The following is a 21,207-nucleotide window of genomic DNA, read 5'->3' on the forward strand; positions in this document are numbered from 1 at the left end:
CGGGGCTCCCAGACGCCCGGTGGCGGACCTGAGCGGCCCCGCCACCGGGCCCGCGCGCGCCGGCCCGGCGCCGTCTCAGGCCCGTGCGCGCGGCCCGACCTCTCGGACCACCGCGTACGTCGGCGCGCCGGCCCCGCTGAAGGCGGCGGTTCCGGACAGCCCGGCCACCGCGGCCTCGATGGCGGCCAGCCGTCCGTCGGTGTCCGAGGTGCCGACGAAGTTCCGGTAGTCGGCCTCGCTCGCCCAGGTCACCACGTTGTGCACGCGGGTCCCGTCGGTGCTCACGTGGAAGCGGGCCGACACGTAGCCCGGGTACCAGGCCACCCACCGCTCCAGCAGGGGCACGAAGGCCTCCACCAGCTCACGCTGGGTCTCCGGGCCGTCGACGGTGTACTCGATGATCGAGGCGAACTCGTTGATCGGGGCGAACTCGTTGATCGGGGCGAACTCGTTGCCGCTCACGGTGTGCTCCTCTCGCTGTACGCGGACGCGGTACGACGATCATGGAACCTCGACCGCTCTTGAGGTCAAGCCCCGGACCGGCCCGAACTCAGCCCCGGACGATCTCGCCCAGCGTCGCCACCGACTCCGGCCGGGCGCGCATCGCGTCCGTGCACTCCCACTTGCGCGGCGGATCGGCGTCCGGACCGCCCAGGATCACCGGCCCGGGACCGGCCGACACCGCCTCGCTGCCCGCCAGCGTGCACACGACCTGGGCCAGTGCCACCGGCTGCAGGTCCTCCGGCTTGCGGCTCAGCCGCAGCGTGCCGGCCGGGTCGCCGGGCCGCGAGGGGGCCGCGGACAGGCCGTCCGGTACCACGGTGGTGAAACCGGCGTCCCGCTCCTCCGCCGACGGGTCCCGCTCCAGCGACTCCAGCAGGGCCTGCGCGACCAGCACCAGCGGATCCTTCGAGGGGCGCTTCTCCGGAGCCGGCACCACCCGCTCCACCCCCACCAGCTGCGATCCGCAGACCAGTTCCACGGTGGCCCGGATGCCCTGCACGGAGGTCTGCCCGGGCTGCGCCGGGGTGTCGCAGGACACCCGGGAGGGCGCCGCGCCCACGTCGACCGGGACGGTCGTCGCCCGGATCCCGCAGCCGCTCAGCAGCATCACCCCGGCCACGGCCGCCGACAGCGGCACGGAGAAGAGCACTCCCAGCCGCGTGGCTCTGCTACGCATCCGCATCCGTGTCCTCGCCACAGTCGCCACCGGCGCTCACCTTTCCGACGTCCAGCGGCAGCTTCAGCGTGAACAGCGCGCCGCCCTCGGTTGAGTTGGCCGCCGTGATCTCACCGCCGTGGATGTGCGCGTTCTCCAGCGCGATGGACAGTCCCAGTCCGCTGCCGTCCGAACGCGGCCGCGACGCGCTCGCCTTGTAGAACCGGTCGAAGACGTGCGGCAGCACCTCCGCCGGGATGCCCGGACCGTTGTCCTTGACCTCGATGACCAGCCAGTCCCCGGAAACCCGTACGGACACCCGGACCGGCGAGCCGCCGTGCTTGAGGGCGTTGCCGATCAGGTTGGCCAGGATCACGTCCAGCCGGCGCGGGTCCAGTCGCACCATGATGCCGCGGTCCGCGTCCAGTTCGACGGCGTCCAGCCAGGCCCGCGCGTCGATGCAGGCCGTCACCTGGTCGGCGACGTCCACGTCGTCGAGGACCAGCCGGGCGGTGCCCGCGTCGAACCGGGTGACCTCCATCAGGTTCTCGACCAGGTCGTTGAGCCGCCGGGTCTCGCTGACCACCAGGGCCACCGCCGGGGCGATCATCGGATCGAGGTCCTCGACCTCCTCCTCCAGCACCTCGGTGACCGCCGTCAGCGCGGTCAGCGGGGTCCGCAGCTCGTGCGACATGTCCGCCACGAACCGCCGGCTGGACTCCTCGCGGGCGCTCATGTCGGCGACCTTCTTCTCCAGCGCCTCCGCCGTCTTGTTGAACGTGCGGGACAGGTCGGCGAGTTCGTCCGTGCCGGACACGTCCAGCCGGGTGTCCAGCTCGCCCTCGCCCAGCCGGCGCGCCGCGTCGCCGAGCCGCTGCACCGGCTTGAGCACGGTGCGGGCCGCGGCCTGCGCCAGCAGCGCCGAACCGAGCAGCGCCAGCGCCGTCGCGATGCACAGGGACCAGGCCAGCGCGTTGAGGTCGTCCCGCTCGGTGGCCAGCGACTTGTACATGTAGCCGGTGGGGCCGCCGCCCGCGATACGGGTGCCGCCCACCAGGTAGGGGTTGCCGCCGGGCTTCGTCCGCTGCCAGTAGACGTGGTACTCGGCGTCGTTGGCCGCCGTGACCTTCTTCTTGTCGTTGACCGCCAGCTGGAGCGAGCGCGGTACGTCGGCCAGGCCGAAGTCGTCCGGCCCGGCCGAGCCGGTGACCATGCGGCCGCGGCCGTCCTTGCGCTCGTCCACCAGCAGCACGCTGTAGCCCGGGGAGCTGCCCGCCATCAGTTCGGCGGTGCGCTGGAGCTCCTGCGGGGTCGGGTCGGCGGGCAGTGCGGCGGCCCGGAGCTGCATCTCCTGCCGGAAGTCGCCGAGGGCGGCGTCCTGGGTGCGGGTGAGCACCGCTTCCCGGTTGAGCCAGTACGCGATTCCGGACGCGGACACCGCGGCGGTCAGCGCGACCAGCGCGAACACGATGAGGAGCCGCAGCCGCAGGCTGGTCCAGAGCCGGCCCGCGATCAGGGCACGGATCACTGCGGACTGTCCAGCCGGTAGCCGACCCCGCGCACGGTCCGGATCAGGGTCGGCGAGGACGGCACGTCCTCCACCTTGGCGCGCAGCCGCTGCACACAGGCGTCGACCAGCCGCGAGTCACCGAGGTAGTCGTGCTCCCAGACCAGCCGCAGCAGCTGCTGCCGGGACAGCGCCTGGCCGGGCCGCCGGCTGAGCTCCAGGAGCAGCCGCAGCTCGGTCGGGGTCAGCTGGAGGTCCTCGCCGTTCTTGGTGACGGTCATCGCCGCCCGGTCGATGACCAGGGAGCCGAACGACGCCGAGTCGCTGGCCTCCCGCTCGCCGCGGCGCAGCACGGCCCGGATGCGGGCGTCCAGCACTCGGCCCTGGACCGGCTTGACCACGTAGTCGTCGGCACCGGACTCCAGGCCGACGACCACGTCGATGTCATCGCTGCGGGCGGTCAGCAGGATGATCGGCAGCTGGTCGGTGCGCCGGATCCGCCGGCAAACCTCGAAGCCGTCGATCCCGGGCAGCATCACGTCCAGCACGATCAGGTCCGGCCGCTGCTCGCGCAGCAGTCGCAGGCCGTCCTCGCCCGTCGCCGCGGTGGCCACACGGTGGCCCTGGCGGGACAGGGAGAGTTCGAGGGCCGTGCGGATGGCGTCGTCGTCCTCGATCAGCAACAGGAAAGGCACCCGCACATTCTGGCCCATGCCCCGTTCGGAGTTCGACCGTCGTGCACCCGCCGTGCGTCCGGGGTCGGCTGTGACAGCCCTGTGACAGTCGGCGGACAGCCCAGTCATGTCCGGCGGGCAGTCTTTTCGTGTCGGACGAAGACCACAGCAGACTCCACGACGGGGAGGCGCGAGATGAACACGCTGCACAGCACCACGACCGGCGCGGTCGTCACGCGGCTGCACGATGTGAACCGCCGGGCGGCTGTCCGTACGGTCTCCCGGCCGCGGCCGGTGCATCTCACAGCCATTGACGCGAACGAGTACCAGGCGGTTCCCGCCCAGCGCACGGATTCTTCCGCGGCTCCCGTCTCCTCCCCCTCGTCGGCCTCGGAGGCCGAGTTCACCGCCTACGTGCAGGAGCGCCGGGCCGCGCTCTACGCGACGGCCTTCCACCTGACCGGCGACCGGTACGAGGCCGAGGACCTGCTGCAGAGCGCGCTGTTCTCCACGTACCGGGCCTGGGACCGGATCACCGACAAGGCGGCCGTCGGCGGCTACCTGCGCCGCACCATGACGAACCTGCACATCAGCGCCTGGCGCCGGCGCAAGCTGAACGAGTACCCGACGGAGGAGCTGCCGGAGACGGTGGGCGACTGCGACGCGATGCGCGGCACGGAACTCCGCGCGGTGCTCTGGCAGGCGCTGGCGCGGCTGCCCGAACCGCAGCGCACGATGCTGGTGCTGCGCTACTACGAGGGCCGTACGGACCCGGAGATCGCGGAGATCCTGGACATCAGCGTCGGCACGGTGAAGTCGAGCATCTGGCGCTCGCTGCGCCGGCTGCGCGAGGACGAGGTGCTGAGCTTCGGCCGTGACGAGGCGGAGTCCTTCGAGGAGCTCGTCGCCTGACAGGGAGCCACTGGCCTGGGGGACCGTCCTGCGGGGGTGGGACGGCGGCCATGGGGGGGGAAGCGCGGTATCAGTCGGCCGGGGGTCCGACTGGTACCGCGCACCCGTGAACTGTGACGGGACGGTCGCCGTCCCCGGCTGCGTCAACTGACGCCGGACGCCCGATGCCGGCCGCCCGGCGTCCCGGGCTACGCCGCGGTGGTGCTCGTACGCGCCGAGCGGTGGCGGCCCGCGGCCGCCGCCGCGAGGCGGCCCAGCGCCTCGTCGCGGCCGCACGGGTGCGCGCCCAGCGCGGCGTGCCGGGCCACGATGCCCCGCTCGGCGCGCATCAGCCGCCAGCCGCGGCGCAGCAGGAACGGCAGGGACTTGCGGCCCTCGCGCAGATCGCGGGCCAGGCGGCGGCGGAACGTGGTGGAGGGGCGGCCGCGCAGGCAGAGGGCGTCCGCGAGCAGCCCGAGCTCCTGGCAGCGGGCCGCGATGTCGGCGGCGAAGATGCCCTCGGCGATGAACAGCGGGGTACGGGCGATGTCCAGGGCCTCGGTGCCGGTCCGGGAGCTGCTCGCGATGTCGTACACCGGCACCTGAGTGCGTCCGGCCGCGCACAGCTCCGCGACGGCGGCCACCGCCGCGTCCGCGTCCCAGGAGAGCGGGGAATCCCAGTCGATGTCGGAGCTGCCCTCCACCAGGGGGAGGGTGGGATCGTCGTGCTCCTTGTAGAAGTCGTCGAGCCGGAGCACCGGCAGCCCGGACCGGGCGGCCAGCGAGGACTTGCCGGACCCCGAAGGACCGGTCAGCAGGACCACGCGCGTGGGAAGGGGAGATGAACAGCTCACGGAACACCAGTGTGGGGCATTCCCTCCGGTGGGGGACCCCTGTTGACAGCCGTTGGTATTCAGCATCACACGTCAACTACGCTGCGTGCATGGGACGTCACGCAGCCTCCGCACCCCGTACCGCTCTCCGTACCGCCGGCCTCACCGTTTCCATGGCGGGCGCGGCCCTCGCGATGGCCGCCGGCTCGGCCCAGGCGGGCGAGGTCTCCGTACCGGACGCGCTCGCCGGAGTGGCCGAGGTCACCAATCTGAAGGTGCACCCGCTCGCCAACACGCCGGTGGACCCGCTGAACAACGGCATCGGCACCAAGGTCGCCGACTTCCCCGCGGTGGGCACGACGATGGTCACCGGCACCCTCACCCAGGGCCCCTCGGTCCGCGAACTCCCCACGGCCGCCGCGTCCTCCCTGCTGGCCCCGCTGGGCGGCGGGGCGTAGGCCGCAGCGGGTACGCGAAGGCCCCGGCAGACGGGGGAATGCTGCCGGGGCCGGTCTTCGCGGCGTCGTCGTACCGGTACTAGTACGACGAGCCGGACGCGCCGAGCGAACCCGTGGGGTGCCAGACGGTCTTGGTCTCCAGGAAGGCCGTCATACGGGCCGTGCCCGGGTCGGCGGTCCAGTCGTCCACAGGCTGTGGACGCAGGACGCGCTTGAGGTTCTCCGCCGCCGCGACCTCCAGCTCCTTGGCGAGGGCCTCGTCGGCGCCCGCCAGGTCGATGGCGTTGACGTCCATGTGCGCCGCCAGGTGCGGGCCCATCTCGCCGGCCTTGCCGGACAGGATGTTGACCACGCCGCCGGGCAGGTCGGAGGTGGCGAGCACCTCGCCCAGGGAGAGGGCCGGCAACGGCGCCTTCTCCGAGGCGATGACGACCGCCGTGTTGCCGGTGGCGATCACCGGGGCGATCACCGAGACCAGGCCCAGGAAGGACGAATCCTGCGGGGCGATCACGGTGACGACGCCGGTCGGCTCCGGGGTGGAGAGGTTGAAGAACGGGCCCGCGACCGGGTTGGCCCCGCCCACGACCTGGCCGATCTTGTCGGTCCAGCCCGCGTACCAGACCCAGCGGTCGATGGCCGCGTCGACGACCGCGGCGGCCTTCGACTTGGACAGGCCCTCGGCCTCGCCGACCTCGCGCACGAACTGCTCGCGGCGGCCCTCCAGCATCTCGGCGATGCGGTAGAGGATCTGGCCGCGGTTGTACGCGGTCGCGCCCGCCCAACCGCCGAACGCCTTGCGCGCGGCCACGACCGCGTCACGGGCGTCCTTGCGGGACGACAGCGGGGCGTTGGCCAGCCACTTCCCCTTCGAGTCGGTCACCTCGTACACCCGGCCGCTCTCGGAACGGGGGAACTTGCCCCCGACGTACAGCTTGTAGGTCTTGAAGACGTTGAGACGCACAGCGGACTCAGACATCGAGGTAGGCCTCCAGACCGTGGCGACCGCCCTCGCGGCCGAAGCCCGACTCCTTGTAGCCGCCGAAGGGCGAGGTCGGGTCGAACTTGTTGAACGTGTTGGCCCAGACGACGCCGGCCCGGAGCTTGTTCGCGACCGCGAGGATGCGCGAGCCCTTCTCCGTCCAGATGCCCGCGGACAGCCCGTACTGGCTGTTGTTGGCCTTGGCCACGGCCTCGTCGGGCGTACGGAAGGTCAGCACCGACAGCACCGGGCCGAAGATCTCGTCGCGGGCGACGGTGTGCGCCTGGGTGACGCCCGTGAACAGCGTCGGGGCGAACCAGTAGCCGGCGGACGGCAGCTCGCACGCCGGGGACCAGCGCTCGGCGCCCTCGGCCTCGCCGGTCTCGGCGAGCGCGGTGATCCGGGCCAGCTGCTCCGCGGAGTTGATGGCGCCGATGTCGGTGTTCTTGTCGAGCGGGTCGCCCAGGCGCAGCGTGGACAGGCGGCGCTTGAGGGAGTCCAGCAGCTCGTCGTGGATCGACTCCTGGACCAGCAGGCGGGAGCCCGCGCAGCAGACCTGGCCCTGGTTGAAGAAGATGCCGCCGACGATGCCCTCGACGGCCTGGTCGATGGGGGCGTCGTCGAAGACGATGTTGGCGCCCTTGCCGCCCAGCTCCAGGGTGACCTTCTTGTCGGTGCCGGCGACCTGGCGGGCGATGGCCTTGCCGACCGCGGTGGAGCCGGTGAAGGCGACCTTGTTGACGTCCGGGTGCGCGACGAGCTCGGCGCCGGCGTCCCCGTAGCCGGGGATGATGTTGACGACGCCCTTGGGCAGGCCCGCCTGGCGGCAGATGTCCGCGAAGAACAGCGCGGAGAGCGGGGTGGTCTCGGCCGGCTTGAGCACGACCGTGTTGCCGGTGGCCAGCGCCGGGGCGATCTTCCACGCCAGCATCAGCAGCGGGAAGTTCCACGGGATGACCTGGCCGGCCACGCCGAGCGGGCGCGGGTTCGCGCCGCTGTGCCCGTTCGTCGTCCTCCGGCCGAACCCGGCGTGGTCGAGCTTGTCGGCCCAGCCCGCGTAGTAGAAGAAGTGCGCGGCGACCAGCGGGAGGTCCGCGTCGCGGGTCTCCTTGATCGGCTTGCCGTTGTCCAGGGTCTCCAGGACGGCCAGCTCGCGGCTGCGCTCCTGGATGATCCGGGCGATGCGGAAGAGGTACTTGGCGCGCTCGGAGCCGGGCAGCGCGGACCACTTCTCGAAGGCCTTGCGGGCGGCCTTCACCGCGCGGTCGACATCGGCGGCACCGGCCTGCGCGACCTCGGAGAGGACCTCCTCGGAAGACGGGCTGATGGTCTTGAAGACCTTGCCGTCGGCGGCGTCGGTGAACTCCCCGTCGATGAAGAGACCGTAGGAGGGCGCGATGTCGACGACCGAGCGGGACTCGGGAGCCGGTGCGTAGTCAAATACGGATGCCATGGTGATCAGTCCACCGTCACGTAGTCGGGACCGGAGTAACGCCCGGTGCTCAGCTTCTGGCGCTGCATGAGCAGGTCGTTCAGCAGGCTGGAGGCGCCGAACCGGAACCACTCGTTGGTCAGCCAGTCCTCGCCCGCGGTCTCGTTGACCAGGACCAGGAACTTGATGGCGTCCTTGGTGGTGCGGATGCCGCCGGCCGGCTTCACACCGATCTGGATTCCAGTCTGCGCCCTGAAGTCGCGTACGGCCTCGAGCATGAGCAGGGTGTTGGCGGGGGTGGCGTTGACGCCGACCTTGCCGGTGGAGGTCTTGATGAAGTCGGCGCCGGCGAGCATGCCGATCCAGGAGGCGCGGCGGATGTTGTCGTACGTCGACAGCTCACCGGTCTCGAAGATGACCTTGAGGCGGGCGGCGGTGCCGTCCTCCCGGACGCAGGCCTCCTTGACCGCCTTGATCAGCTCGTACGTCTCCAGGTAGCGGCCGGCGAGGAAGGCGCCACGGTCGATGACCATGTCGATCTCGTCGGCGCCGGCGGCGACGGCGTCACGGGTGTCGGCCAGCTTGACCGGGAGCGCGGCGCGGCCGGCCGGGAAGGCGGTGGCCACGGAGGCGACCTTGACGTCGGCGCCGTTCAGGGCGGCCTTGGCGGTGGCCACCATGTCGGGGTAGACGCAGACCGCCGCGGTCATCGGGGTCGTACGGTCGGTGGGATCGGGGTTGACGGCCTTGGTGGCGAGCGCCCGGACCTTGCCCGGGGTGTCCGCGCCTTCCAGCGTCGTCAGGTCGATCATCGAGATGGCCAGGTCGATGGCGTACGCCTTGGCCGTGGTCTTGATCGAACGCGTGCCGAGGGCGGCCGCGCGGGCCTCCAGGCCGACGGCGTCGACGCCGGGCAGCCCGTGCAGGAACCGGCGCAGCGCGCTGTCGGACGTCGTCACGTCAGCGAATGCGGTGAGGGTGATGGGCATGGTCACCACACGAGCATATCTACGCGCGTAGCGACTGTCATCCCCCGGCGCTCCTTCGAGCCGGGTGTGACACATCTGTAATGGCGCGAGGTGCGTGACGGCCACTGAGCGCTCTGTGACGGCGCCGGGACAGGAGCCGGTCGGTCCGTACGTACAAGATCACTAAATTCGTTCCTGCAGCCCGCCAGACCTCACCGGATGAAGCCCGACAGAGACCAAGCGGCATGCGGCTCTCCTTCCTTCCCGAGACAATGCTCCAAGGAGTCGTCATGCGTACCGCCCTCCGTTCCGCCCTCCTCGCCACCGCCGTCGCCGGCGCCCTGCTGGCCCCGGCGGCCGGCACCGCTTTCGCGGCCGCGCCGCAGACCGCCGCGACCGCCGCGATCGGGGCGGGCGCCGCCGCCACGCCCGCGGACGACAGCCGCTACCTGGGCGAGGCCGTCTACCTCGGCGAGGGGCAGCTGGCCGTGCTGCGCAACGACGACAAGACGGGTCCGGAGGTCTGGATCCGCACGGTGGGCCGCAACTGGAAGCCGGGCGACACCTACATGGTGCGGGTGGTGGGCCTGCTCGACTCCCGCCACCTGACGGCGCGGATCGGCGGGCTCGGGCTGGAGCTCACCCAGCCGGGATCGGCCCGTCCGGTCCTGAAGGTCACCCGGGCGGGCACCACCCGGTCCCACAAGCTGCCGGTCCGGAACTCCGACCTGGGCCGCGGCTGCGTCTCGCAGCCGACCCGGCAGGACCTCGGCGCCGGCATGTACGCCGACCTGACCACCTCCCCGAAGGGCCCGCAGGCGGTGCTGCGCGGGTGGGGCGAGGACAAGGCGTTCGCGACCCTCACCCGCACCGAGCCGTCCCTGCCGGCCTCGGCGGGGATCACCGTCCGCATCCTCAAGGCGGACACCGCGGGGCCGGTCCTGGAGTGGAAGACCCAGGGCGGCGGGACGCCGTACGGCCACCGGGCGTTCCCGGCGCTCCCGAGGGGCTGCACCGCGGCCTGACCGAGCCCCGCCGCATTCACCCGCCCGCATTCACCCGGTCCGCATTCACCCGGTCCGCTCCCCCTCAGTCCGCGGATCCGGCGGGCCGCCACCGACGGCGGCCCGCCGGATCCCTTTCGCGGTCCCCGCAGCCGTGCGGCCGCACCGCATCCCGGCCCGGCAGCGCCCGGGGCCGCCCGATCTCGTGGAGTGAGACGGCGTGAGGCACAATCGGCGGCATGACGAGCCCCGCCCCCTCCGCCGACGAGCCGGTCAACCAGGACCGGGTCTACCGCTCTCCCATGGCCATGGTCGGCGGCGTGCTGCTGCTCGCACTGGTCGTCTGGCTGTGCGGGGACGCCGTGGTGCGCGGAACGGGGAACGAGCCCTGGTTCGGTGTGGCGGCGGCGCTCCTGGTGGTGCCACTGGCCGTGGCCTTCACCCTGCGGCCGGCCGTCTTCGCGAACCTCGACCGGATGCGGGTGCGGAACCCGTTCCGCACCATCGAGCTGCCCTGGGGCTCCGTGGAGTCGCTGCGCTCGGGGTACTCGGCCGAGGTGCACACGGAGAACGCCACGTACCAGCTGTGGGCGATCCCGGTCTCGCTGCGGGACCGGAAGAAGGCGAACCGGCAGATCGCGCGGCGCGAGGCACTCGCCCGCAAGGGCGAGACCGATCCGCAACTGCTCGGCACGGACAATCCGCGGGCGCAGGCCGACAAGCACGTGGACGAGCTCCGCGAGCTCGCCGAGAACGGGGCCAAGCGCGAAGGCGCCCAGGGGCCGGTCGCCGTGCGGTGGGCGTACGAGATCATCGCCCCCGCGGTGGCCGGAGCGGTGCTGATGACTGTGCTGCTCGCCACGCGTTAGGCCGCACCGGAACCGGATCCGCGGAGGACCGCGTCATCGCAGGTGTGCAGCGTCATCAGGCCGGCGGGAACGCGGCCATTCCACTCCGGCTCCGGGTCCTGGGCGGCGTACTGCTCGCCGCCCATCTGCTGATCGTCGGCTGGCTGACCCTGCGGCCGCTCGACGTGCCGTGGACCGCCGCGCCCAATCTGACCCCGCTGGCCGGGATCCGGGCCGATCTCGTATACGGACCGCTGGAGGCGGCCTGGCGGATCAGTTCGGCGACGGCTCTGCTGGCGCCGCTCGGGGTGCTGCTGCCGCTGGTGAGCGGGCGCCTCGCGCCCTCCCCGCTGGCCGCCTGGTCCTCGCTGGCCCGGACCACCGCCGCCGGGACGCTGGCCTCGCTGGTGATCGAGCTGCTGCAGACCGCCGTGCCGGGGCAGGTCGTGGACGTGGACTCGGTGCTGTTGAACACGGTCGGCGTGGCGCTGGCCCATGTGGCCGTCGTACCGGCGATGCGGGCCCGGCTGCGGCGGCGGGCGGAAAGGGCGGGGAATCGGGAAGGGGCGCGGGAAGGGGCGCGGGAGACCTCTCAGGGATCGACCCCGAGGATTCCCAGGGTCAGGCTCGATCCGTGGACCGAGGTCCTTTCCGCGGTGCCGCGGGAATATTGATTCATCGCAGGAGATGAATCGAAAAGGAGAAACCCATGAGCGCCCTTGTTCGCCCGCGTGAGGGACGGTGGATCGGCGGAGTCTGCGCCGGCCTCGCACGACGCTTCGGTATTTCCGCCAACACCATGCGGCTGATATTCGCCGTCTCGTGCCTGCTGCCCGGGCCCCAGTTCCTGCTGTACCTGGCGCTGTGGGCGCTACTGCCGAGCGAGAAGAGCGCCTCGTCCGCCGCCGCCTGGTGAATACCGGGCGGGGCCGGCCGGTCATTGCCGAACCGCGGCGGCCGGTGAGTTCCGCACCGGATCAGCGGATGTTCTCGCCGACCTTCGCCAGCTGCTTGTCGGTGACCTCGTGCGGGACCTCGGCAGGGGACTTCCCGCCGCCGGCCACGTCGAGGGCCATCAGGCGGACGACCGTCGCGCCCTCGCGCACCACGACCAGGTGCACCCGGGCGGAGACGCCCTCGGCCGCGGCGACGGTGGTCCAGCTGACGCTCTCGTCCCCGCCCGCCTTGTACGCGGCGGGCTTGACCTCGGTGTAGCGGCCGGTCTGCTTCTCGACCGTCGCGGAGAAGCCGCTGCCGCAGGCGGCGACGGCCTCCCGGAGCCGGCTCATGAGCTGCTTGGCGTCGGCCTCGCCGTAGGAGCTGATCGAGGCGGACACGGCCAGACCGAGCCGCTTCTGGGAACCGACGCCCCGGTTCACCGTTTCCCCGGCCTTCGGGTCGGGCTCGTCGCCCATGACGTCGGCGAGCGGCTGGCAGGGCTTCCGGTCGGCCTGTGGCTGTCCGTCGGGGGCGTTCGGGTTCTTGCCCTGCGCGGAGATCTGGTAGCCGGGCAGGTCGCCCTGGGCCAGTGCCGCCTTCTCCAGCGGGGTGCGGGGCGTGGACGGGGCACCCGGGGCGGCAGGGGCGCCTGAGGCGGCGGAGCCCTTGGGGTCGGGGTCGCGGCCCGCAGGGCCGCTCTTCGCCCCGCTGTCCGGACCGCCGCAGCCGACCGTGCCGAACAGCAGGGCGGGCAGCAGGGCGGCGATCGCCGCGGATGACTTCACGCGCATGACCGAGACCTCATACCCCTTGTGGTGACAGGCAGTTGGGGGGCGATCGTGGCACACCGCACGGCGGGGCGCACACCCGGTCGAACGGGCGTGCACCGCGCCGTGCGCGCGTACGAATTCCGGGGGGATCAGCCGCCGATGCCGCCGGGGAGGGGCAGGCCGCCGAGCATGCTGGTGAGCTGGCCCACCGGTGCAGCCGCGTCGGTCGCCCCGTCCGCCTGGGCCCCCTGCTGGTGCGTCAGGGACTCGGTGGCGCCGGCGACCATGCCCAGCGTGTCGGTCGGGTTGAGCGCCGGAAGGGTGGAGGCGGAGGCGCTCCCGGCGGCGGCAGCGGCGGCGGCCACACCGAGGACGGCGACACCGAGGGTCTTGGCAGCAGACTGCTTCATGAGAATTAGGTCCTTGCGACGGGGACTTGAGCGGCTCCGCAAACTAGCCAGTCCAAACCCGCCCCCGCAAACATCATCCGATATGAGAAAGCGCCCGGGCCGTGGCCGGCCCGGGCGCTCTCCCGCTGCGATTTTCCCGCCTAGACGGCGACAGAACCGCTGGTCGAAACGGTCTGCTTGAACAGCCACTCCGACTTCAGCTCGGCGTAGCCGGGCTTGATCACGTCGTTGATCATCGCCAGTCGTTCATCGAAAGGAATGAACGCGGACTTCATCGCATTGACGGTGAACCACTGCATGTCGTCGAGCGTGTAACCGAAGGTGTCGACCAGGTGCTCGAACTCCCGGGTCATGCTGGTGCCGCTCATCAGCCGGTTGTCGGTGTTCACCGTGAGGCGGAAATGCAGCTTGCGCAGCAGGCCGATGGGGTGCTCCGCGTAGGAGGCGGCCGCGCCGGTCTGCAGGTTCGAGGTGGGGCACATCTCCAGCGGGACGCGCTTGTCCCGGACGTACGAGGCCAGGCGGCCCAGGGTCACGCTGCCGTCCTCGGCGACCTCGATGTCATCGATGATCTTCACGCCGTGGCCGAGGCGGTCGGCGCCGCACCACTGCAGGGCCTGCCAGATCGACGGCAGGCCGAAGGCCTCGCCCGCGTGGATGGTGAAGTGGTTGTTCTCGCGCTTGAGGTACTCGAAGGCGTCCAGGTGGCGGGTGGGAGGGAACCCGGCCTCGGCGCCGGCGATGTCGAAGCCGACCACGCCGTTGTCCCGGTAGCGGTTGGCCAGCTCCGCGATCTCCAGCGCGCGGGCCGCGTGCCGCATGGCGGTCAGCAGGGCGCCGACGCGGATGCGGTGGCCGTTGGCCCTGGCGCGGCGCTCGCCCTCGCGGAAGCCCTCGTTGACCGCCTCGACGACCTCTTCGAGGGTCAGGCCGGCTTCGAGGTGCTGCTCGGGGGCGTAGCGGATCTCGGCGTAGACCACGCCGTCCTCGGCCAGGTCCTCGGCACACTCGGCGGCGACCCGGAACAGGGCCTCCTTGGTCTGCATGACGGCGCAGGTGTGCGCGAACGTCTCCAGGTAGCGCGGGAGGGAGCCCGAGTCGGCGGCGTCGCGGAACCAGACGCCCAGCTTGTCGGCGTCGGACTCGGGAAGCTTGTCGTAGCCGACCTGGCGGGCCAGGTCGAGAATGGTCCCGGGACGCAGGCCGCCGTCGAGGTGGTCGTGCAGCAGCACCTTCGGGGAGCGGCGGATCTGGTCCGGGGTCGGCAGGGTGGGGGTCTCGCTCGTCATCTGCGCACTCTACTCCTACGCGCGTAGAGTTCCCGACCGCTCAGAGGGGTCGATACGTAACAGTGACCGTGCAGACGGGTGGCGTGCGGGGCGGCGCTCTGACAGTGTTCCCGGGTGACTCAGCATGAGACGCCGGAGCGCGGGGCCCGCCTGGGGCGGGCCTGCGGCGCGGACGGATCCGGCACAGCGGTCGGCGGAGCGGTGATCCTCTTACCGGGACGCCCCGGCTCGCCCTTCCTGTCCCCCGGTCCGGTGCGGGCGCTGGTGCGGGAACTGGCCCGGGCCGGTGGCCCGGACGGACTGGCCGTCCATGTCGTGCACGGCCCGGACGGCCGCCCCGAACAGGCGGCGGACGAGGTGGTACGGCGCTACGGCGACGTCCCCGTCTGCCTCGCCGGGTACGGGACCGGCGGCCTGGCGGCCCTGCGGGGCGGCGGCCACTCCGCGGTCAACTCGGTGCTGGCCCTCGCCCCTTGCCTGACCGACGAGTCCGCCGACACCCACCCGGAACCGGTGAAGCACCTGGCCGGACGGCAGGTGTTGATCGTGCACGGCACCAACGACCTCAGTGCCGACCCGGAGTCGTCGTTCCGGCTGGCCGCGCGGGCGAAGAAGGCGAATCGTTCGACCTGCCGGTTCGAGGTCCATTCCGACGGGCACCGGCTGCGCGAGCACCGCGCCGAAGTGGTCGCGCTCGCCGTGGATTTCGTCCTCGGCGCGGTGATGGGCGGCCGCTGGTCCCGCCCGGTCACCGACGCCCTGGCGGCTCCCCCGCCGCTCGGCCTGCGCATGCCGCTGGCCTCGGGTTTCGGCCGGTCGCTGCGCGGCTGACGGGCACCGGCCGGACACGTACAGTGGAAACGGACTCGGGGTCTGCTCGGGGATCTGCCTGGGAGGCGGTCCGGATGGCCGGAATCCAGCTCAGAAACTTCGACAAGCCGGACGAGACCCGCCCGTTCGAGGGCGGCAAGGGGCGGCTGGACCTGTTCCAGACGGACGGCGGCCCCGTCGGCCGCGGCGTCTTCGAACCGGGCTGGCGCTGGTCGGAGCACGTGAAGCCGATCGCGGGCACCGACAGCTGCCAGGCGGCCCACACCGGCTACGTGGTCAGCGGCCGGATGAAGATCGTGATGGACGACGGCGAGACCGCCGAGATGGGCCCGGGCGACTTCATCGAGATCGCCCCCGGACACGACGCGTGGGTCCTCGGCGACGAGCCGTGCGTGGCCCTGGACTGGACCGGCTACGGCGACTACGCCAAGCCCGCCTGAGGCCGGTCCGGACGGGGCCGCCCTTCCCCCGGGCGCGTGGCCCCCGGCGTCATCCCCGGCGCCCCGGCCTCGTCCCCTGCATCCCCGGCGTCCCCGGTCTCGTCTCCGGCCTCGTCTCCGGCGTCCCCGGCCTCGCCCGCGGCGCCTCCGCCGGGCCGCCCGTACCGCCCCCTCACGGTCGGACGGCACCGGCGGGCCGGCATGCCCCCCGCGTGACGCCGTCCGTCCACTGTGCCGGTCCCGGGGGCGCCGCCGGCCCGGCCACGGGGCTCGTATTGCCGCCTTGCGGGAACCCGAGGGGTTTACCAAGCACCCCATCAAGGGACGAATAGGCACATGCCGGCCGAGGATCACGTGAACGGCGACGGCGGCGCCGCCGATCTCAGCCCCGCCGCCCTGCGGCTGTACGCGTTTGCCGTCGAGCGGCACTCCTTCGCCGCCTGCGAGGCGACCCGCGCCCTCGGCGCCCGGGCCGCCGCCGCGATCACCGAGCTGGCCGCCGCGCACCTCCTCCAGCGCGCCCCGGACGGCGGCCCGGACCGTTGGACCGCGGTACCCCCGCGCGCGGCCGCCGCCCGGGCGCTGGCGCCGCTGGCCCTGCGGGTCCGGGAGACCCACGACGAGATGGACCGGCTCCGGGAGCGGCTGGAGGCCCTGGTCCCGGCCTACGAGGCGGGCGCCGCGCAGCGGGACCGGACCGGTTCGGGCGGGCTGGAGGTGGTGACCGACCTGGGTTCGGTCCGGGCGCTGATCGCGCAGCTGTCGGCGGGCTGCGAGGAGGAGCTGCTGATCTGCCAGCCGGGCGGGGGCCGCCCCCAGGACGTGCTGGAGGACGCGATCGGACGCGACGAGTCGATGCTGGCGCGCGGGATCCGGATGCGGACGATCTACCAGCACACCGGCCGGTACTCGCGCCCGACCGCGGCCTACGTGGAACGGGTGACCGCCCTGGGCGCGCAGGTCCGCACGCTCGGGGACGGCCTGCCGCGGATGCTCGTCTACGACCGGAGCACCGGCCTGATGGCGGTGCACGACCTGCCCGGTGCCGCGCTGGTGGTGCGCGAGCCGAACGTCGTGCACTTCATGGTGGAGGTCTTCGAACGGTCCTGGCTGGCGGCGGAGCCGTTCCCCACGACCGTCAGCCCGGAGCAGGCCCGCTCGCTCTCCGACGAGCTGCGGCGGGCGATCGTACGGATGCTCGCGGAGGGCCTGGAGGACAAGGTCATCGCCCGCAGACTGGGCATGTCGGAGCGGACCTGTCAGCGGCACATCGCGGAGATCATGCGCGCGGTGGGCGCCAAGTCCCGTTTCCAGGCGGGGTACGCGGTGGCCCGGAGCGGGGCCGGTGGGCCGCTCACGACTCAGGGATCAGCCGGCCCCGGCGGGACAGCAGGAACCGCTTGAAGGCGGCCACCGGCGGGGTGTCGGGGTGGCCCTCCAGCCAGGCGACCCCGATCTCGCGGACGGCGCGCGGCGCGGTCACGGTCAGCTCGACCACACCGGGGCGCGGCACCGCGGGCGGCGGCAGCAGGGCCACGCCCAGTCCGGCGGCGACCAGACCGCGCAGGGTCTCGGCCTCCTCTCCCTCGAAGGCCACCCTGGGGATGAACCCGGCCTCGGCGCACAGGTCGTCGGTGATCCGGCGGAGCCCGTAGCCGGGTTCGAGGGTGACGAAGGTTTCGTCGGCCGCCTCGGCCAGCCGGACCCGCTTGCGGGAGGCGAGCCGGTGGTCGTCGGGGACCACCAGCCGGAGCCGCTGCTCGTCGAGGCGGCGGGTCGCCAGGTCGGGGGCGTCCGGCACCGGGGAGGTCAGGCACAGGTCGAGCTCGCCGGCCCGGAGCCGCTCCAGCATGGCCTCGCCGTAGTTCTGGACCAGGGAGAAGCGGACCCCCGGGTGGTCGGCCCGGAAGGCGCGGATCAGCCCGGGGACCGTCTCGGGGCCGAGGGTGTGCAGGAAGCCGAACGCCACCTTGCCGGCGTGCGGATCGGCGTCCCGCTGGACGGATTCGGCGGCCCGGCCGATCTCGGCGAGCGCGCGCTCGGCGGAGGCGAGGAAGGCGCGGCCGGCCGTGGTGAGCGAGACGGTGCGGCCGGTACGGGCGAACAGCGCGACGCCCAGGTCCTGTTCGAGCCGCACGACGGCCCGGGACAGGGTGGACTGCGGAATCCCCAGCTCATGGGCGGCGCGGGTGACGTGCTCGTGGCGGGCGACGGTGACGAAGTACGTCAGCCTGGGGGCCAGCAGGCTTGTCATCGTGATGTCTTCTTCGTAACGGCTCATCGACACGCACCCCTGTGAGCTGTGGTGATGCAGCAGTGGATTGATTTCCGCGATTCTACGCATTGGACGCATGAATAAAGGGGTCCTACCGTCGAGGTATGTCTCCCGCTCATACCGGGGCGGCCACCACCGTGGCCGCCTCCACCCCGTCGTCCCCTGAGCCCCTCACCCCCGGCACCCGCGGCTACCGCCGCATGAGCCTCGCGCTCTTCGCCGCCGGACTCGCCGTCTTCGTCCTCCTCTACTCCACCCAGGCGCTGCTGCCCGCCATCTCCGCCGACTTCGGCGTGACGGCCGGCCAGGCCAGCTGGACGGTGTCGGCCGCGACCGGCGCGCTCGCCCTGTGCGTGCTCCCGCTGAGCGCCCTGTCCGAGCGGTTCGGACGCACCCGGATGATGCTCTGCTCGATGGCGGTGGCCGTGGCGGTCGGCCTGCTGGTGCCGTTCGCGCCGAACCTGGAGTGGATGGTCGCGCTGCGCGCGGTGCAGGGCGCGGCGATCGCCGGTGTCCCGGCGTCCGCGATGGCGTACCTGGCGGAGGAGGTCCGGCCCAAGGCACTGGTCGCGGCGATCGGGCTGTTCGTGGCGGGCAACTCCATCGGCGGGATGAGCGGGCGGCTGGTCACCGGGTGGGCGGCCCAGCTGTGGGGCTGGCGCGCGGCGCTGCTGACCGTCGGCCTGCTGGCACTGGGCTGCGCGGCGGTGTTCGCCGCCCTGCTGCCCCGGGCCCGGTTCTTCCGCTCCGCCTCCCTGGACCCGCGGGCGGTGGGCCGTACGGTCGGCGGGCACCTGCGGGACCCGCTGCTGCTGCGGCTGTACGGGATCGGCGCGCTGTTCATGACTGTCTTCGGCGCGGTCTACACGGTGATCGGCTACCGGCTGACCGAGGAGCCGTTCTCGCTCGGCCAGGGCCTGGTCGGCTCGGTGTTCCTGATCTACCTGGTGGGTACGGCGGCCTCGGCGGCGGCCGGGCAGCTGGTGGCCCGGCTGGGCCGGCGCGGCGCCCTCTACCTGGCGGTCACCACCACCGCGCTGGGCCTGCTCGCCTCGCTCTCCGAGTCCCTGGGGCTGATCCTGCTCGGCCTGGTCCTGATCACCGCCGGATTCTTCGCGGGGCACGCGGTGGCCTCCTCCTCGGTGAGCCGCACCGCGAGGACGGGCCGCGCGCAGGCCTCGGCGCTCTACCAGTCCGCGTACTACCTGGGCTCCAGCGCGGGCGGCACCCTCGGCGCGCTGGCGTACCACTCCGGCGGCTGGCCGGCGACGGCCGCGCTGGCCCTGGCGGCGGTGCTCGGGGTCGTGTCGATCACCGTGTACGGGTCGCGGGTGGCTCGGGCGGAGCGGCGGCTGGGCGTGACCGCGTAGACCGGGGGCCGGGGTGCGGGCCGGGGCAGCGGTCGCGCCCCGGCCCGCTTCTCTCCCTGCACCTACTGGATGTTGAGGCGCACGGGGTGGTCCGGGTCCTCGGGGCAGCGGAACACCCGGAGTTCGCCGTACCGTCCCACGTTGAGCCCCGGGTCCCCGCCGCTGTCCAGGGTGAGCAGCAGCCGCATCCGGGCCCCGCACCGGCAGTCGATCGCCGTGAAGTCGGTGAGGTGCCAGCTGGGCCAGCCGTCGGCCTTCCAGCCGGGCAGGCAGCCGAACACCCGGTTGTACTCCAGCCCCCGCTCCTCGGCCCATTCCTCGACGGCCTCGTACAGCTCCTCGGGCAACTCGTCCTGCTCCGGCAGATCGATCACCTCGACGGGGTCGAGCCTGCACGGCGCGGCCAGGTACACGTCCTTGGCGCCGCCGGGCGGGGGCGGCACCTCGGCCGGGGCGCCGATCTCCGCCGCGGCCCGGTAGCGCAGCTCCACCACCGGACCCCAGTAACGGGGTTGCCCTTCCGGTTCCTCGTGGTCCTGCGGGCACCAGAGCAGCTGGAGCAGATCGGCTCCGGGCGGCCACTCCAGGGCGGGCACGTCCTCGGCGCGGAGCTGGAGCACGGGAACCATCGGCGGCCCCTCCCCTGCCACCGGCTCCGGCACCAGCCGGACCCGTTCCCACCTCACCAGGTCCAGCGAAGACGCGCCGGCCATGATCCGCGACTGCGCCTCCGCCTCCTCCGCCGTCAGCACGTACGCCTGACCCGGCCGCCGCCGCTCCCGCACATCGCGCTCGATGCGCTGCCACAACTCCCGCTCGACGTCGGTCAGTTTCTCCCGCACGTACACCAGGTGCGGTTGCCGGCAGCGCGGCCAGGGCTCGTCCGCGGGCCAGAGCAGCGGCCCGCCGACCGAGCTCTCGTACGGGCCGGGCGTCCCGGCGGAGGGCCGGAGCAGGGTCGCGGTGCGCGCGTACGGGGCGAAAGCGGGGAACTCGGCGAGCAGTTCGGAAACGGTCGGTGTGCTCATCCGTGCAGGCTAGGCGGGTCATGTCTACGCCATCGCACCGGGTGCCGTACGACGGTCGCACGAGCCGATTTACGCAGCCCGGCCCGCAACCCCGCACGCCCGGGACGCGTCTTCCCGCCGAAGCAGACGGCGAGGCGGGGAGGTCCGCAATGAACGCGAGGCGCGGGACCGGCTGGGCGGGCGGAATCGGCAGGCGGATGGCGGTGACGGCCGGACTGGCGGCGCTGGCCGCGCCGGTGGTGGTCGTCGGGACGGCGGGCACGGCCTCCGCCGCCTCGTGCAATCTGAGCACCGGGCCGTACCAGCGACAGGTGGAACAGTTCCTCGGCCGCCCGGTGGACGGCAAGCAGTCCGCCGCGGACTGCCAGGCCATCAAGGCCTTCCAGGCCAAGCACGGCATCACGCCCACCATGGGCTACGCCGGCCCGCTGACCTGGCAGACGATGAACACGATGCTGGCCCAGCGGGCGGCGGGAAAGACCCCGAACAAGGCGGGCACCTGCCCGGTCAACCGGGGCCGGATCGCCTGCGTGGACCTGACCCGCCAGCTGAGCTGGATCCAGGACGGCAGCAAGCTGGTCTACGGCCCCGTCCCGGTCCGCACCGGCAAGGACGGCACGGAGACCCGCACCGGCCTGAAGAAGATCTACTACCGCAGCATCAACCACTGGTCGACGATCTACAACGTCTCCATGCCGTACTCCCAGTTCTTCGACGGCGGCATAGCCTTCCACTCCACCACGAAGAGCATGTGGAACCCCCCGGGCTCCGGCGGCTGCGTCAACATGACCTCAACGGACGCCAAGGCCTACTGGAACCTCCTCACCAAGGGCGAAGACGTCTACGTCTGGGGCCGCAAGCCGGGCACGTGACGGGCCGGTCCACCTGACCGCGACCGAAGGGACGCGACCTCGATCCGCCGGGGTGCACCCATCGCGAAGCGGGGTCGCCATCGGTTGCGGCACGAGCACACAGCGGGTACGCCCCATCTGATGCCTTCAGCCACGGCCTTAGAGGTCGTTTTCGTCCGATGTTTCATCCCGGGATGGGTTGTTTGGTGGCCTTCTTCGGGTCGCGCCAGGAGATGGTGTTCTCGCCGGTG

General features: G+C 72.4%; 24 protein-coding genes. 11 read left to right on the top strand and 13 right to left on the bottom strand.

Features of this window, described 5'->3' with window-relative positions; genetic code table 11:
* Positions 1-75: 75 nt before the first annotated feature.
* From AC067U_RS30285 to afsQ1, 4 genes are all read right to left on the bottom strand, one after another.
* Positions 76-462: an antibiotic biosynthesis monooxygenase family protein gene (locus AC067U_RS30285; protein ID WP_478832998.1), complete on the bottom strand. Its 387-nt coding sequence runs from the start codon at positions 460-462 to the stop codon at positions 76-78.
* An 88-nt stretch (positions 463-550) separates the two neighbouring features.
* Positions 551-1,186 carry a hypothetical protein gene (locus AC067U_RS30290; RefSeq protein WP_478832999.1) on the bottom strand — a complete coding sequence of 212 codons (636 nt, stop codon included), beginning with the start codon at positions 1,184-1,186 and terminating at the stop codon, positions 551-553.
* Positions 1,173-2,687 carry a sensor histidine kinase gene (locus tag AC067U_RS30295; RefSeq protein WP_478833000.1) on the bottom strand — a complete coding sequence of 505 codons (1,515 nt, stop codon included), beginning with the start codon at positions 2,685-2,687 and terminating at the stop codon, positions 1,173-1,175. Before AC067U_RS30295 ends, AC067U_RS30290 begins: the two co-directional genes overlap by 14 nt.
* The gene (gene afsQ1 / locus AC067U_RS30300) at positions 2,684-3,361 is read right to left on the bottom strand and encodes a two-component system response regulator AfsQ1 (RefSeq protein ID WP_478833001.1); all 678 of its coding nucleotides are present in this window, start codon (positions 3,359-3,361) and stop codon (positions 2,684-2,686) included. The genes AC067U_RS30295 and afsQ1 overlap by 4 nt, the downstream gene beginning before the upstream one ends.
* A 174-nt stretch (positions 3,362-3,535) precedes the next feature.
* Here afsQ1 and AC067U_RS30305 point away from each other — a divergent pair, with 174 nt between their 5' ends.
* Positions 3,536-4,252: a SigE family RNA polymerase sigma factor gene (locus AC067U_RS30305; RefSeq protein WP_478833002.1), complete on the top strand. Its 717-nt coding sequence runs from the start codon at positions 3,536-3,538 to the stop codon at positions 4,250-4,252.
* A gap of 188 nt (positions 4,253-4,440) precedes the next feature.
* Here the strand turns inward: AC067U_RS30305 and AC067U_RS30310 are convergent, their stop codons facing one another.
* Positions 4,441-5,151: a uridine kinase family protein gene (locus tag AC067U_RS30310; protein ID WP_478833003.1), complete on the bottom strand. Its 711-nt coding sequence runs from the start codon at positions 5,149-5,151 to the stop codon at positions 4,441-4,443.
* Positions 5,152-5,174: 23 nt separating this feature from the next.
* On the opposite strand from AC067U_RS30310, the gene AC067U_RS30315 reads away from it, so the two are divergent.
* On the top strand, positions 5,175-5,522 hold the full coding sequence (locus AC067U_RS30315) for a hypothetical protein (RefSeq protein ID WP_478833004.1): 348 nt from the start codon (positions 5,175-5,177) through the stop codon (positions 5,520-5,522).
* A 79-nt stretch (positions 5,523-5,601) separates the two neighbouring features.
* On the opposite strand, the gene AC067U_RS30320 is transcribed toward AC067U_RS30315, so the two are convergent.
* From AC067U_RS30320 to deoC, 3 genes are read right to left on the bottom strand one after another with little or no spacing between them, the layout of a single operon-like run.
* On the bottom strand, positions 5,602-6,498 hold the full coding sequence (locus AC067U_RS30320) for an aldehyde dehydrogenase family protein (protein WP_478833005.1): 897 nt from the start codon (positions 6,496-6,498) through the stop codon (positions 5,602-5,604).
* On the bottom strand, positions 6,491-7,954 hold the full coding sequence (locus tag AC067U_RS30325; RefSeq protein ID WP_478833006.1) for an aldehyde dehydrogenase family protein: 1,464 nt from the start codon (positions 7,952-7,954) through the stop codon (positions 6,491-6,493). Before AC067U_RS30325 ends, AC067U_RS30320 begins: the two co-directional genes overlap by 8 nt.
* Before the next feature lie 5 nt (positions 7,955-7,959).
* The gene (gene deoC / locus AC067U_RS30330) at positions 7,960-8,922 is read right to left on the bottom strand and encodes a deoxyribose-phosphate aldolase (RefSeq protein WP_478833024.1); all 963 of its coding nucleotides are present in this window, start codon (positions 8,920-8,922) and stop codon (positions 7,960-7,962) included.
* Positions 8,923-9,191: 269 nt separating this feature from the next.
* On the opposite strand from deoC, the gene AC067U_RS30335 reads away from it, so the two are divergent.
* The 4 genes from AC067U_RS30335 (at position 9,192) to AC067U_RS30350 (ending at position 11,669) form a co-directional block, all read left to right on the top strand.
* The gene (locus AC067U_RS30335) at positions 9,192-9,926 is read left to right on the top strand and encodes a hypothetical protein (RefSeq protein ID WP_478833007.1); all 735 of its coding nucleotides are present in this window, start codon (positions 9,192-9,194) and stop codon (positions 9,924-9,926) included.
* 218 nt (positions 9,927-10,144) lie between these two features.
* Complete coding sequence (locus AC067U_RS30340) at positions 10,145-10,774, top strand: PH domain-containing protein (protein ID WP_478833008.1); 630 nt, start codon at positions 10,145-10,147, stop codon at positions 10,772-10,774.
* Positions 10,775-10,818: 44 nt separating this feature from the next.
* A complete protein-coding gene (locus AC067U_RS30345; RefSeq protein ID WP_478833009.1) occupies positions 10,819-11,427 on the top strand; it encodes a VanZ family protein in 609 nt (202 codons plus the stop codon).
* A 35-nt stretch (positions 11,428-11,462) separates the two neighbouring features.
* Entirely contained in the window at positions 11,463-11,669 is a 207-nt protein-coding gene (locus AC067U_RS30350) for a PspC domain-containing protein (protein WP_478833010.1), read from the top strand.
* 61 nt (positions 11,670-11,730) lie between these two features.
* Here AC067U_RS30350 and AC067U_RS30355 read toward each other — a convergent pair whose 3' ends face one another.
* From AC067U_RS30355 to AC067U_RS30365, 3 genes are all read right to left on the bottom strand, one after another.
* Positions 11,731-12,483: a hypothetical protein gene (locus AC067U_RS30355; protein ID WP_478833011.1), complete on the bottom strand. Its 753-nt coding sequence runs from the start codon at positions 12,481-12,483 to the stop codon at positions 11,731-11,733.
* A gap of 128 nt (positions 12,484-12,611) precedes the next feature.
* Complete coding sequence (locus AC067U_RS30360; protein WP_478833012.1) at positions 12,612-12,872, bottom strand: hypothetical protein; 261 nt, start codon at positions 12,870-12,872, stop codon at positions 12,612-12,614.
* Between the two features lie 140 nt (positions 12,873-13,012).
* Positions 13,013-14,161 (bottom strand): adenosine deaminase, encoded by a 1,149-nt coding sequence (locus AC067U_RS30365; RefSeq protein WP_478833013.1) that lies wholly within the window; start codon positions 14,159-14,161, stop codon positions 13,013-13,015.
* 114 nt (positions 14,162-14,275) lie between these two features.
* Here AC067U_RS30365 and AC067U_RS30370 point away from each other — a divergent pair, with 114 nt between their 5' ends.
* From AC067U_RS30370 to AC067U_RS30380, 3 genes are all read left to right on the top strand, one after another.
* Positions 14,276-14,992: an alpha/beta hydrolase gene (locus tag AC067U_RS30370; protein ID WP_478833014.1), complete on the top strand. Its 717-nt coding sequence runs from the start codon at positions 14,276-14,278 to the stop codon at positions 14,990-14,992.
* 74 nt (positions 14,993-15,066) lie between these two features.
* Positions 15,067-15,432 carry a cupin domain-containing protein gene (locus AC067U_RS30375; RefSeq protein WP_478833015.1) on the top strand — a complete coding sequence of 122 codons (366 nt, stop codon included), beginning with the start codon at positions 15,067-15,069 and terminating at the stop codon, positions 15,430-15,432.
* Positions 15,433-15,768: 336 nt separating this feature from the next.
* Positions 15,769-16,836: a LuxR C-terminal-related transcriptional regulator gene (locus AC067U_RS30380; protein WP_478833016.1), complete on the top strand. Its 1,068-nt coding sequence runs from the start codon at positions 15,769-15,771 to the stop codon at positions 16,834-16,836.
* On the opposite strand, the gene AC067U_RS30385 is transcribed toward AC067U_RS30380, so the two are convergent.
* A complete protein-coding gene (locus tag AC067U_RS30385) occupies positions 16,787-17,713 on the bottom strand; it encodes a LysR family transcriptional regulator (protein ID WP_478833017.1) in 927 nt (308 codons plus the stop codon). The two genes, AC067U_RS30380 and AC067U_RS30385, sit on opposite strands and share 50 nt — an antisense overlap.
* A 98-nt stretch (positions 17,714-17,811) precedes the next feature.
* On the opposite strand from AC067U_RS30385, the gene AC067U_RS30390 reads away from it, so the two are divergent.
* Entirely contained in the window at positions 17,812-19,077 is a 1,266-nt protein-coding gene (locus tag AC067U_RS30390) for an MFS transporter (protein WP_478833018.1), read from the top strand.
* A gap of 62 nt (positions 19,078-19,139) precedes the next feature.
* Here AC067U_RS30390 and AC067U_RS30395 read toward each other — a convergent pair whose 3' ends face one another.
* On the bottom strand, positions 19,140-20,105 hold the full coding sequence (locus tag AC067U_RS30395; RefSeq protein WP_478833019.1) for a hypothetical protein: 966 nt from the start codon (positions 20,103-20,105) through the stop codon (positions 19,140-19,142).
* A 197-nt stretch (positions 20,106-20,302) separates the two neighbouring features.
* Between AC067U_RS30395 and AC067U_RS30400 the strand changes: the two genes are divergently transcribed.
* The gene (locus tag AC067U_RS30400; RefSeq protein ID WP_478833025.1) at positions 20,303-20,977 is read left to right on the top strand and encodes a L,D-transpeptidase family protein; all 675 of its coding nucleotides are present in this window, start codon (positions 20,303-20,305) and stop codon (positions 20,975-20,977) included.
* Positions 20,978-21,207 lie beyond the last annotated feature (230 nt).

The sequence above is a fragment of the Streptomyces sp. NPDC043853 genome, from assembly GCF_056436025.1.